This is a genomic window from Oscillospiraceae bacterium, from assembly GCA_025758045.1.
GTDB lineage: Bacteria > Bacillota > Clostridia > Oscillospirales > Ruminococcaceae > Gemmiger.
In genome coordinates, this window is record CP107208.1 from 3,003,421 (window position 1) to 3,015,840 (window position 12,420).

9 protein-coding genes are annotated in these 12,420 nt (G+C 57.1%); 4 read left to right on the plus strand and 5 right to left on the minus strand.

From position 1 onward, the window contains the following. Positions 1-103 precede the first annotated feature (103 nt). Positions 104-1,951, minus strand: coding sequence for an asparagine synthase (glutamine-hydrolyzing) (gene asnB / locus OGM81_14120; protein ID UYJ43435.1), 1,848 nt, complete (start codon positions 1,949-1,951; stop codon positions 104-106). 189 nt (positions 1,952-2,140) lie between these two features. Then, positions 2,141-3,328 carry a bifunctional phosphopantothenoylcysteine decarboxylase/phosphopantothenate--cysteine ligase CoaBC gene (gene coaBC / locus OGM81_14125; GenBank protein UYJ43436.1) on the minus strand — a complete coding sequence of 396 codons (1,188 nt, stop codon included), beginning with the start codon at positions 3,326-3,328 and terminating at the stop codon, positions 2,141-2,143. A gap of 97 nt (positions 3,329-3,425) precedes the next feature. Between coaBC and OGM81_14130 the strand changes: the two genes are divergently transcribed. After that, positions 3,426-4,199: a type III pantothenate kinase gene (locus tag OGM81_14130; protein ID UYJ43437.1), complete on the plus strand. Its 774-nt coding sequence runs from the start codon at positions 3,426-3,428 to the stop codon at positions 4,197-4,199. A 360-nt stretch (positions 4,200-4,559) separates the two neighbouring features. Here the strand turns inward: OGM81_14130 and OGM81_14135 are convergent, their stop codons facing one another. Beyond that, a complete protein-coding gene (locus tag OGM81_14135) occupies positions 4,560-5,864 on the minus strand; it encodes a galactokinase (GenBank protein UYJ43438.1) in 1,305 nt (434 codons plus the stop codon). Between the two features lie 275 nt (positions 5,865-6,139). Between OGM81_14135 and OGM81_14140 the strand changes: the two genes are divergently transcribed. The 3 genes from OGM81_14140 to OGM81_14150 are packed head-to-tail and all read left to right on the plus strand — an operon-like array spanning position 6,140 to position 8,937. Beyond that, on the plus strand, positions 6,140-7,003 hold the full coding sequence (locus tag OGM81_14140) for an AraC family transcriptional regulator (GenBank protein UYJ43439.1): 864 nt from the start codon (positions 6,140-6,142) through the stop codon (positions 7,001-7,003). Between the two features lie 23 nt (positions 7,004-7,026). Further along, positions 7,027-8,667 (plus strand): 23S rRNA (uracil(1939)-C(5))-methyltransferase RlmD, encoded by a 1,641-nt coding sequence (gene rlmD, locus OGM81_14145; GenBank protein UYJ43440.1) that lies wholly within the window; start codon positions 7,027-7,029, stop codon positions 8,665-8,667. Positions 8,668-8,691: 24 nt separating this feature from the next. Beyond that, a complete protein-coding gene (locus OGM81_14150) occupies positions 8,692-8,937 on the plus strand; it encodes a DUF6061 family protein (protein ID UYJ43441.1) in 246 nt (81 codons plus the stop codon). A 51-nt stretch (positions 8,938-8,988) separates the two neighbouring features. Here OGM81_14150 and OGM81_14155 read toward each other — a convergent pair whose 3' ends face one another. After that, positions 8,989-11,634 carry an ABC transporter permease gene (locus OGM81_14155; protein ID UYJ43442.1) on the minus strand — a complete coding sequence of 882 codons (2,646 nt, stop codon included), beginning with the start codon at positions 11,632-11,634 and terminating at the stop codon, positions 8,989-8,991. 15 nt (positions 11,635-11,649) lie between these two features. Continuing rightward, on the minus strand, positions 11,650-12,321 hold the full coding sequence (locus OGM81_14160) for an ABC transporter ATP-binding protein (GenBank protein ID UYJ43443.1): 672 nt from the start codon (positions 12,319-12,321) through the stop codon (positions 11,650-11,652). Positions 12,322-12,420 lie beyond the last annotated feature (99 nt).

Consider the following 12,420-nt stretch of genomic DNA (forward strand, 5'->3'; position numbering starts at 1 on the left):
TATGCAGAGTCATGGACATGATAAAGTATAGCCGCCATTTGTGAAAATTGTGCGATAGCCTTATGAAAAAATGTGGGACAGTGCTGCCACCATCCCACAAAATTCAAACCAGTTCAACTCGATATTTCTTCATCCAATAATTTACCTGCAAAAACCAGGCGATCGTCTGCGGCGTGGTCATCAGCTGGCCGTACCAGGGCACGGGGTTGTCGGCCCCGCTGGCCAGCAGTACTTCCAGTGCCTCCTTTTTGATAATGGCAAGCAGCGGCGCCGCCGGGTCAGAAATCACCCGCCGCAGCTCGGCACTGACTGCCGCTAAATACGCCGGGTTCCAGGTCTTGGGGTAGGGGCTCTTGCGCCGCCACAAAACCTCTTTGGGCAAAACGCCCTGCATGGCGTAGCGCAAAAGGCCCTTCTCCTGGCCCTGGTAATCCTTAAAATCCCACGGCACAGCGTAGAGATACTCTGCAATGCGATAATCGCAGAACGGCACGCGCACCTCCAGGCCCGAGTACATGCTCATCCGGTCCTTGCGGTCCAGCAGCGTCTGCATGAACCAGGCAAAGTTCAAATTGACCATCTGGCGCATCCGGGTCTCCACTGCATCCCGCCCCGGCAGCACCGAGGTCTCGGCCAGCGTTTGCTGATACCGCGCATCCACAAACGCTGCCGGGTCGATGTCCCCCAGCACGCCCTCCTTTATAAATGCCGCCCGGTAGGCCGTGGACTGCGCCCAGGGGAAGCCGTACTTTTCCCGCACGGCGGGGTCGCGGTACCATGGGTAACCGCCAAAAATTTCGTCGGCGCACTCGCCCGAAAGCGCCACCGTGGCATGGGGCTTGATCTGGCGGCAGAACAGCAGCAACGAGGAATCCACGTCCGCCATGCCGGGCAGGTCGCGGGCCTCCACCGCGGCGTAGAGCGCCAGCACCAGTTCGGGGGTGTCCAGCGTGACCCAGTGGTGCCGTGCGCCCAAAAAGTCGTTCATCTTGCGGATGTAGGGCGCGTCGGCCCCGGGCTGAAACTTGGTGGCGTGGAAATACCGCCGGTTGTCCTTGTACCCCACCGAGAACGTCTGCAATTGCCGACCCCGCGCGGTAAAATAGGTGTCCGCCACCGCCGAGATCAGGCTGGAATCCAACCCGCCGGACAAAAACGTCGCCACCGGCACATCACTGACCAGCTGCCGCTGGATGGCATCCACGACCAGATCCCGCACGTTGCGGGCGGTGGTCTCGAAGTCGTCGGGGTGGTCGTGGTCAGTCAGCTGCCAGTAGCGGTTCAGGGTCAGGCGGCCGGTGTCAGCCTCATACACGGCGCACTGGCCGGGCAGCAGCTCCCGGATATTTTTGAACACCCCACACCCCGGCGTACGGCCGGGACCAAGCAGCAGCACTTCGGCCAGGCCGTTGGCGTCCACCCGGGGCGGCACGGCCGGGTGGGCCAGCAGGGTCTTGATCTCGCTGCCAAACAGCAGGCTGTCCCCTGTCTGCACGTAAAACAGCGGCTTGACCCCGCAGCGGTCCCGCGCCAAAAACAACGTGCCCGCCCGCTGCGCCCAGACGGCAAAGGCAAAAATGCCGTTGCAGCGTTCCAGACAGCCCGCCCCCCACTGGGCGAAGGCGTGCAGCAGCACCTCGGTATCCGAATGGCCGGTAAAGCTGTGGCCCTTGTTTTGCAGCGCGGTGCGCAGTTCCGGCGTGTTGTACAGCTCGCCATTATACACGAGGGTGTAGCTTTCGCCCTGCCAATCCAGCTGCATAGGCTGCAGGCCGTTCTCAATATCCACCACCGCCAGCCGCGCATGGATGAGCGCCGCCCGCCCGCTGATGAACATGCCCCGCTGGTCCGGCCCACGGCGGGATAAAGTTTGCTGCATCGCGCAATAGGCCGCATACTGCCCCTGGATCACCCGCGGGTCCCGCCCGATCTGCCCTGCGATCCCACACATAAAAAGTCCCCCTTTTCGCTGTGCTCATTCTCTTGCATGAGTATGCGGAAAGGGGGTGGTTTTAGTATTTTATTTATCTATTTTCGTTCGCCGCCACCCTGCGGCGGCTCTCTCGTTTTAACAGCAGTATGCCATTATAAAAGGCTCTGCCGCAAGGTAGGCAGAGCCGGTCTAGCACAATATCAAAAATCAGGCAAAATGATCCACAATCGCCATGGCTACATCATCTTTACTTTGCAGCGGCAACTGCTCTGCCCCCTCGTGGGTGATGATCGTTACCACGTTGGTATCCACACCAAACCCGGCGCCGGGGACTTTCAGGTTGTTGGCCACGATCATGTCCATCTTCTTCTTGTTCAGCTTGGCGGTGGAGTTCTCGACTAGATCCCGCGTCTCCATCGAGAAGCCGCAGACAAACAGCGTTTCCGGCTTGTGTGCGCCGACCCACGCCAAAATGTCATCGGTGCGTTCCAGCGCGATGTTCATCTCGCCATCGTGCTTTTTCACCTTGTCCGATGCTACTTCCGCCGGGCGGTAGTCGGCCACGGCGGCAGCCATCACCAGGGCATCGGCGTCCATGGCGTTGGCCTTTACGGCTTCAAACAGGTCTTTGGCCGTGGTGAACGGCACCTTCTTCACAAAAGGCACGTCCGGCTGGGTGCAGCTCGTCGAGGACAGCAGCACGACCTCCGCGCCGCGCAGCATACAGGCACGGGCCACGGCGTAACCCATCTTGCCGGTGGAGTGGTTGGTCAGGTAACGCACGGGGTCCATCGGCTCCTGGGTGGCACCGGCCGAGACCACCACCTTTTTGCCCGTCAGGTCCTTCTCGCAGGCCAGCTCCCGCAGCACGTAATCCACCAGCACGCTCTCCTCGGGCAGACGGCCGGAGCCGACGTCGCCGCAGGCCAGCAGGCCGGAGCCGGACGGGATGACCGTAAAGCCGTAATGCTCCAGTGTCCTGATGTTATCCTGGGTAATGGGGTTTTCCAGCATGTGGGTGTTCATGGCCGGGGCCACCAGCTTGGGGCAGTGGGCCGCCAGGGTCACGGTGGTCAGCATGTCGTCGGCCTGGCCGTGGGCCATTTTGGCAATCACATTGGCCGTGGCCGGGGCGATGAGCATCAGGTCGGCGGCGTTGGCAAGGCTGACATGTGCCACGTCGTACTGGAAGTTGCGGTCAAATGTATCCACGATGCAGCGTCGATTTGTCAGCGTTTCAAACACCAGCGGAGTGATGAACTCGGTGGCGTTCTGGGTCATCAGCACATGGACGTCGGCGCCCAGTTTGACCAGCGCGTGGGCCACATTGGGCATTTTATAAGCGGCAATGCCCCCGGTAATGCCGAGGACGATGGTTTTGCCTTTCAGGTTCATGGAGATCACATCCTTCATAATGTTAGTATACCCGTTTACAGCACTGCCGTCAATCTGCTATAATGATGCTACATTTTCAGGAAAAGAGACAAACACCATGGTTTTAGCAGTTGACATCGGCAACAGCAACATCTGCATCGGCGGGCTGGCGGGCGAAGCGCACCGCGACATCCTGTTCACCACCCGGATGGTCACCCGCCCCCGCTGCACAGCGGATGAATACGCCGCCGAGCTGCGATTTTTGCTGGGGCGCTTAAAGGTCGACCCCACCGCCTGCGAGGGCGTCATCGTGTGCAGCGTAGTACCGGGGTTAACGCCCGTACTGGCCCACGCCTGCAGGCGGCTGACCGGCAGGGACGCTTTAATTGTGAGCAACGCGCTGGACACCGGCCTGACCTTTGCCGTGGACGAGCCGGACCGCGTGGGCCGCGACCGTCTGGCTGATGCCGCAGCCGCCGCAACGCATTATCCCCTGCCCTGCATGACGGTGGACATGGGCACGGCCACGACCTACAATGTGCTTTCGGCCGAGGGCTGCTTTTTAGGCGGGTTCATCGTGCCCGGCGTGCAGACCAGCCTGCGGGCCATCAGTGCAGGCACGGCCCAGCTGCCGCCCATCGCCCCGGAACCGCCGGAGCATCTGGTCGGCCGCAACACGGTCGAGGCGCTCAACAACGGCGCGATGTTTGGCACTGCCGCCATGCTGGACGGCCTGGCCGACCGTGTGGAAGCGGAACTGGGCCAACCGCTGACGGTAGTCGCCACCGGCGGCTTAGCGCCTTACATCATGCCCTGCTGCAAACGGAAGATTTTGTATGATGGAGATCTGCTGTTTAAGGGCCTGGCTTTGATTTGGGAACGGAATTCTTGATTTTTATTTATGGCAACACCGCACAATTCCCGCCTAACGGCTTAAGCACCGCTCCGGCGGCTGCGGCACGGCATCTGCGTTGCCAAAATGCTCGATAATGTCGGGTTGCGGTACCCGCATCGTGCTTCGGGGACAAAAGCCCCTCGCACTCTGCGACCGCTGCCCCTGCTTCGGTTCGCTGTATCCGCCACCGGCGGCGCTCACCTTTGCAGCACAAAGTATTATCTGCGCTTTTGGCTTAGCAGCTGCCGCACCTCGCTCGCCGTATCGGCACTTAGAATTGTGCGGTATTGCCTTATATGTTTACACTTTGCGGGGGACACCACATGGTGGTGTCCCCCGCAAAGCAGAATATAATAATTACATGTCCACAGTAACCGGCACCGCGCCATAGTTGCGGATATTCAGCACATGGCAGCTGCCTTCGCCGAAGCAGGCATCGATGGTCGCCTTGTAAGTATCCAGCAGATCATAAGGCACAAATGCCTGGATGGTGCCGGCGAAGCCGCCACCCTGCAGACGCCAGGCACCGCGGCCGTTCAGCACTTTCTGGCTCAGGGCCAGTGCGATGGGCACACCCTGCTCCTTGTAGTTCTTGATGCTGTAAGCATTCTGGTTGAACTCAAAGCTGGAGTGGCCGCCCTCGACGATCAGCTTCAGGAAGGTATCCATATCGTCGGCGCGCACGGCATCGCACAGGGCGGCGGCGCGGCGGCAGTCGTTGTAGAAGTGGATGGCACGCACCACAGCACGGTCGCCCACGGCCTTGCGCAGCTGCGGGATGGCGGCGTAGAACGCGTCCTCGTCCACCTCGCGCAGGACTTTTTTGCCCATCTGCTCGGCCACGCTCTCCATCTCGCGGCGGATGGCAGCGTAATCATCCGTCAGGTCAGCGTGGCTGCCCTTGGTGTCGGTGATGCACATGGCCAGCTTGTGCTTGGCCAGGTCGATGGACGTCTGGCCCACGATGGGGTGTGCCGGATCCTTGAAGTCGATGGTGATGACGCCGCCGACAGCACAGGCGGTCTGGTCCATCAGGCCGCAGGGCTTGTCGAAGAAGACGTTCTCGGCATACTGGCCGATCTGGGCGATCTTGACCTGGGAAAATTTCTCCATGTCGTTATCGTTGTACTCGCCGCGCAGGATGGCACCGATACAGACCTCGAAGGCGGCGGAGCTGGACAGGCCGGAGCCGCGCAGCACGTTGCTGGTGGTGTAGGCGTCAAAGCCGCCGACCTTGCCGCCCGCGTTGACGATACCGGCGGCCACGCCGCGGATCAGGGCAGCGGAGTGCTCCTTCTCCTGCTCCTGCGGGACCAGATTGGTCACGTCCACATCGTCGATCTTCTCAAAGCCCAGGGACTTGACGCGGATGATGTTCTCCTCGTTGGGGGAAACGACCGCCACAATGTCCAGGTTGACGGAACCCGCCAGCACCACGCCGTTGTTGTGGTCGGTGTGGTTGCCGCCGATCTCGGTGCGGCCGGGGGCGGAGTAGAGGCGCACGGAGCGCCCGGAGCCAAACTCGTTCTCGAACTGGTCGATGACGGAAATGTAACGCTCACGCTGGGCGTTTACGTCCACATCAGCACCGTAAAGTTTTACAAAAGCTGCATCATAGGCACCCTGCTGGATCTGCTGTTTCAGTTCAATGGTGTTCGCCATAATTGCACTCGCCTTTCTGTTGCGCGGCTCTTTTCGCCAGTATGCACAAAATGAGCCTGTATCTTTTAGGCAAACGGACAAAGTACACCGCCGCCTGCCGGGTTCTTAATCTTAGTATAACAAATTTTGAAAGAAAGTAAACATTTTTTTACGGCGCTTTTATGGACTTTTGATGAATCCCCTGCTATAATAAAATTACTATATTTTGCCCGCGGCCCCGGCTGCAGGCAAGGCGGCGCGGTGCCGGGGCGGCACCGCGCGGAGAGGGAGCTGTCATGGATAACGAAACCAAGCAATCCTATAAGCAGAGCTACACCGATAATGTAGAGCTGTCCATCTTCAACTGCGGGCATGAGTACTGCCAGCCGGGCCACACCTGGGGCCCCGGCGTGCGCGATCATTACCTCATCCACCTGGTGGTGGCGGGCCGCGGCGTGTACCAGGTCAACGGGTCGTCCTATACCCTGCAGGAGGGCGATCTGTTTCTGGCCAAGCCCAACCAGCTGATCACCTATGCGGCGGACGAGACCGACCCGTGGGAGTACTATTGGGTAGGCTTCAACGGGGCCTGCGCCAATAAGCTGGTGCAGCAGACGCCCTTCTCGGACACTCAACCGGTACACCGTTGCAAGGATCCCCAGGCCGTGCGGGAAGCGCTGTACAACATCTACCTGTCCCGCGGGCCGGAGCCCCAGTGCGAGGCCCTGATGACCGGCTACCTCTATATCTTTATGGCCCACCTGATGCAGGCGGCCCGCGAAGCCATGCCCAACGTGGGCTCCTCCAGCAGCCAGTATGTACTGGCCGCCATCAAGTATATCCAGTTCAACTATTCCCACGACATCTCGGTGGACGACATCGCCAAGGCCGTCGGCGTCAGCCGCAGCCATTTGTACCGCGTGTTTATGTCCAACGTTGGGCAAAGCCCCATCGATTATTTGACGCATTATCGTATCAGCGAGGCCTGCAGCCTGCTAAAGAATTCCACCCTGTCCATCGCCGAGATCGCGGTGTCGGTCGGCTTCTTTGACCAGTTCTACTTCTCCCGCGTCTTCAAAAAGGTAAAGAAAGTCCCGCCGAGCAAGTACCTGACCGCCCTGGACGCCGAGCAGAAAGCCGCCCAGCAGGCCCAGCAGTAAAGAGCAAAATGTAAGGAGCAACCATGGCCTTTCAGAAAAATCAGATCCTGACCCTCTCCATTGAATCCCTTTCCAACGACGGCAGCGGCGTGGCCCATCATGACGGCCAGGCCGTTTTTGTCGCAGCCGCCGCCCCCGGCGATGTGGCCGAAGTGCGCATCGTCAAGCCCATGAAAGGCTATGCCTTCGGCAAACTGGAAAAGCTGCTGACCCCCGGCCCCGGCCGCGTCAAACAGGATTGTCCCGTAGCCGGCCCCTGCGGCGGCTGCGGCCTGCGGCATATCAGCTATGCGGCCGAGTGCGCCGCCAAAACGCAGTTTGTGCGGGATGCTTTTGAGCGCCTGGCCAAGCTGGACGTGCCCGTGCACGAGGTGCTGGGCGCCCCCGCCGCCGACCGCTACCGCAACAAGGTGCAGCTGCCCGTCGGCACCGACGAAAACGGGCATCTGGTGACCGGCTTTTTTGCGGGCCGCAGCCATCGCATCGTCCCCTGCGCCGACTGCAAGCTGCAGCCGGACTGGATGAACGCCCTGGCCGCCCGCGCCTGCACCCTGCTGGAAGAAAACGGCATCACCGCCTACAACGAGGAAACCCACACCGGCCGTGTGCGCCATTTATACATGCGTCAGGGCTGGCACAGCGGCCAGCGCCTGCTGTGCTTTGTGGTAAACGGCAACGGCCTGCCCAATGAGGCCGAGATTTGCGCCGCTTTGCAGAAAGAATTCGATTTAACGACGATTCTCATCAACCGCAACAACGCCCGCACTAATGTGATTTTGGGTGCTAAAACCCGTGTGGCGCTCGGCCCCGGGTATATCGAGGATACGCTGTCCGGGGTCTCGCTTCGGATGGGTGTGCACGAATTTTACCAGGTCAACACCCCCGCCGCCGAAGCCTTGTATGCCAAAGCGCGGGAATTTGCCGCGCTGACGCCGGATGATTTCCTGCTGGATCTCTACTGCGGCATGGGCACGATCGGGCTTTCGATGCTGCCCGACTGCCGCCGCCTGGTAGGCGTTGAGGTCGTGCCCCAGGCTGTAGACGGCGCGAAAGAGACCGCCGCCCGCCTGGGCCTTGCCGCCGACAAGGCCGACTTCCGCTGCCAAGACGCCGGTGCCGCTGCGGCCCAGCTGGCCGCCGAGGGCGCGCGCCCCGATGTGATCGTCGTCGACCCGCCCCGCAAGGGCTGCAACGAAGCCACGCTGACCGCCATCGCCGAAATGGCCCCGCGCACGGTGGTCATGGTCAGCTGCAACGCCGCCACCGCCGCCCGCGATACCCGCTGGCTGGTAGAGCACGGGTATAAGGCCGAAGAGGTGCAGCCGGTAGACCTCTTCCCCCGCACCAAACATGTGGAGACGGTTGTTTTACTTTCCAAGGGTGAGGTCGACTCGAAAAAGATTCGGGTTGAGTTCTCTTTGGAAGATATGGATATGTCCGAATTTCAAGATGGGGCAACCTACACCCAGATTAAGGACTATGTGCTGGAGCATAGCGGGTTAAAGGTATCCAACCTGTATATCTCACAAATTAAGCGAAAATGTGGGATTGGGGTTGGTAAGAACTATAATTTGCCGAAGTCCGAGGATTCCAGACAGCCCCAGTGTCCACCGGAAAAAGAGAAAGCAATCCGAGAAGCATTCAAATATTTTGGGATGATCTAACATCCAGCAAAGTGGAGGTTTCTTATGGATAGGTTGATTTCTTGTGAGTTCAACATGGATAATGCCTGTGTGGAACTGAAATTCTTAGATGGCAGTATGATTGCTATTGATACAATAGCCGTGGAGAATGAGGTTGCTGACAATATGTATCAGCGGTCAGAGCTGGACTATCTAATCTACAATGACCCGATTGGATATGCAGACTTGATATTGAACGGAAACCCCGAAATTTATCTAAAAACTGTAACTGAATGTAAACCCTTAGATTAAAACTCAGCCCTCTGCCTTTTCCTTGGCAGAGGGCCGTTTTTTGCTTAACAGTTATTGAGCATCCCTTAATTGCTCTACAACACTGCATTTCGCTGCATTGTCATACATCATGCAAGGAATCAGCCACCCCAGCAGAAGAAATACCGGAATTGTCAGCAGGACAGGCAGAATGGTGAATCGATACTCAAAGAACCAGAACATACTGCCCAGCATTTTTCCTGCAAGAGGTCCCACCGCCAGCGACAGAATAAAGGCCGCCGATACGGAGGACATTGCGTAAAACAATCCCTCGTAGATCAGCATGGTTTTGAGCTGCCGGTTCGTCATTCCTACAGCCTGAAGCACAGCAAATTCACGGCGGCGGGAAAGAATACTGGTCATCATGGCGTTGAAGAAATTTAAGAGTCCCACCAGCCCAATGATAGCACAGAGGATACCACCTATCAGAAGGAACATCTGCCGGAACTGAGCAAATTCAGAGCGAGCCGTGGCCTTGCTTTCATACATCAAGGGCGAAAACTCACCGGCAGTGAGCTTCGATAGATATTGCTCTGCTTCGGCCTCGTCAACTTCGTCCGCTGTGTCGAACAGGTAGAGCATCGGAATGGCCGCACCACCGCTGTCCCTCTGTGCGGTATCCACAGACAAAACCGCCTCATATCCAATACCATCATAACGATAACTCATGGAAAACGGAAGCTCTACCAAGGCGCAGACCGTGTACTCTACATCTCTGGCTCCATACAGTTTTTCCTGAAGGTACTCCTCCGGTGTATCTTCGGTGCAGAGTTCCCCGGTGCGGCTGTCGATATATTTCACATCGTCCGTATAGGTAGCGGTAATCGTGTCTCCCACCTTGGGGTAGTATTCAGGATTGGGCAGATTGCCGTAGTCATCTAAGGAAACCGCAATGGCAATAGCGTTATTGTTTGGCTCCAGCATAGGAGAAATATCTCCGTCGAATACTTGCAGCTTGTCAAACAGGCTGTTATCCAAAGCCTCAATTCTGGTCTTTCCCATCACCATATTGCCCCGGTGCTCCATGCGGCTCATATGGCTGTCCACCTGCTCAGCACTTTCGAACAATGCATAGTCCTGCCGCAGAGCATCCTCCGTCATCCAAAGATATACGGGTTTTCGCACAGCATATCCCGTGCCGGAAAGACTGGACTTTGTGTTTGCTGCGATCTCTTCGATCTGTTCCGGCGTGATGAATTCATCTGCCGGGTTGTAATGGAAATAGTCGGGCGTGCTGACGATAAAATCGGCGCAGGTCATGAAGGATACATACTTCTCCATGCTGAAGCCGCCCACAAAGGCACACAGTGCATTGAACAGCGTCACCGACAGTGCCAGAGACACCACCACCAGCACCGTCTTTTTTTTGTTTCGTCCCAGATTGGCAAAGGCCATCTGATGGAGCTTCGCTCCCCGGGTGCTGCGCTGTTTTTTCTTGGTCTGCATCGCATCTGTATATTTGGTAGCCTCCACCGGAGAAACCCTGGCTGCCATTTTCCCGGGCTTGGAGCAGGACAAAAGCACCGTCAGCAGGGCAAACAGCACGGAGCCAACAAAGATCACAGGCGAAGTGCTGATGGTGGTGATGCCTGCATCCAACTGGGTGGAGCGCAAGACAACAGGCACCAGAACAGCGCCAATGCCATAGCCCAACAGCAGCCCCGCCGGAATGCCGATCAGACAAAGCAGAAGTGCCTGCTGGCGAATGATGCGTTTGAGCTGCCGGGGCGTTGTGCCAATGGTTTTCAGAAGCCCGTAAAACCGGATATCCCCCGCAACAGAGATCTGGAAAATGTTATAGATGATAAGATACCCGGTGAAAATCACCAGCAGCAAAAAAGCTGCTATGGCGATCACAAGTTCCGGATCGAGCTGCGACTCCAGCTGGGATGAGGTATATCCCCAGTTGACGCCGATTCGAACGCTGTTGGGATCGGTATAGCTGTCCCATGTGTAGCCGAGATCGGTATCCACCTGCTCCATCTGCCCTTGAATGTTTGTACTGGAAGCCATCATGACATTCAGGTCAGTGCGGAAGGGCTGTAGCCCTGTTTTCACTGCCTGCGCTTCGATGTCATCTGCGTAATCACGGCTGATGTTGATGTAGTGAACAGGCATTAGTTCATCATAGTCCCAATAGCCTACCAGCGTAAAGGTATCTGTTACAGTAAAGGCGGTTTGATCCTTGTCCGTAATGGAATAGGAAACCGTGACCTCGGCGCCCAGCTCCGGCGTTACGCCAAGCAGCTGCAACGCTGCCGTATCCATGGTTACCTCTTTGCCGCTTTCGGGCATCCGTCCGGTAGTAGGGGTTGCATAGCTCCATTTAGTGCAGTTGGCATCCATGTAGCTGATCTCTGCCGGTATTTTGGCAAAGACCCCCTCCGCAGTGATACCGATTACCTTCCGTGCCCCCGTAGCTTTCACCTTTGGGTGGGCAGCGATGCGTTCCGCCTGCTCGGGGGAAACATCCTTAAAGGTGCCATGCGCATAGCCGCCTACCTGCCGAAACTGGTAGGTTTCATAACTGGCGTTCAACGACAAGACAATGGTGAACATGGACGTAAATAGCAGCGTTGTCAGCGCAATGGCAAAAATGGCGATCAGATTGCGACGACGGTTCGCATAAAGAGATTTTAAGCTGAGTTTTCGAATACATTTTCGATTTTTGACATTCATCGTAGCCACCTCCCGTTAGTTCTGGGAGACGATCCGACCGTCTTCGATACGGATAATGCGGTCTGCCATCTGCGCAATTTCTTCGTTGTGAGTGATCATTACGATTGTCTGGGCGAACTTTTGACTGGTGACTTTCAAAAGGCTCAATACATCCTGGCTGGTTTTGGAATCCAGATTGCCGGTGGGTTCATCTGCCAGAATGATAGCGGGTGCTGCCGCCAGCGCACGGGCAATGGCTACTCGCTGCTGTTGACCGCCTGAGAGCTGATTGGGCAGCGCATCCAGACGATCATCCAGCCCAAGTGTCTGTACAATTTGCTGTACGAAATCCTTATTGACCTTGCCACCGTCCAGCTCAATGGGTAGAACAATATTTTCATACACATTCAGCACCGGAACAAGATTATATGCTTGGAACACAAAGCCGATTTTCCTGCGGCGGAAGATGGTCAGCGCTTCCTCCTTCAGGGAGAAAATATCCTGTCCGTCCACCATGACCGTGCCACTTGTAGGGCGATCCAGCCCGCCCAGCATGTGCAGCAGCGTGGATTTGCCGGAGCCGGATGTGCCGACAATTGCAACAAATTCGCCCTTCTTTACACTTAAATCAACTCCATCCAACGCATGAACTGCGTTATTGCCGGAGCCATAAATCTTTTTCAGGTTTTTTGCCTGTAAAACTTCCATAAATGAGTACCTCCATGAAAAAATCTGTATGTATGAAAGGAAATGATCCTTTGATACATACAGATTATCGCATAGGAATCTTTCCACATTCTTTCCGGC

Excerpts from the sequence above, each read along its gene's own strand:
- asnB (UYJ43435.1), bottom strand. The coding sequence starts at position 1,951 with ATGTGTGGGATCGCAGGGCAGATCGGGCGGGACCCGCGGGTGATCCAG.
- coaBC (UYJ43436.1), bottom strand. The coding sequence starts at position 3,328 with ATGAACCTGAAAGGCAAAACCATCGTCCTCGGCATTACCGGGGGCATT.
- OGM81_14130 (UYJ43437.1), top strand. The coding sequence starts at position 3,426 with ATGGTTTTAGCAGTTGACATCGGCAACAGCAACATCTGCATCGGCGGG.
- OGM81_14135 (UYJ43438.1), bottom strand. The coding sequence starts at position 5,864 with ATGGCGAACACCATTGAACTGAAACAGCAGATCCAGCAGGGTGCCTAT.
- OGM81_14140 (UYJ43439.1), top strand. The coding sequence starts at position 6,140 with ATGGATAACGAAACCAAGCAATCCTATAAGCAGAGCTACACCGATAAT.
- rlmD (UYJ43440.1), top strand. The coding sequence starts at position 7,027 with ATGGCCTTTCAGAAAAATCAGATCCTGACCCTCTCCATTGAATCCCTT.
- OGM81_14150 (UYJ43441.1), top strand. The coding sequence starts at position 8,692 with ATGGATAGGTTGATTTCTTGTGAGTTCAACATGGATAATGCCTGTGTG.
- OGM81_14155 (UYJ43442.1), bottom strand. The coding sequence starts at position 11,634 with ATGAATGTCAAAAATCGAAAATGTATTCGAAAACTCAGCTTAAAATCT.
- OGM81_14160 (UYJ43443.1), bottom strand. The coding sequence starts at position 12,321 with ATGGAAGTTTTACAGGCAAAAAACCTGAAAAAGATTTATGGCTCCGGC.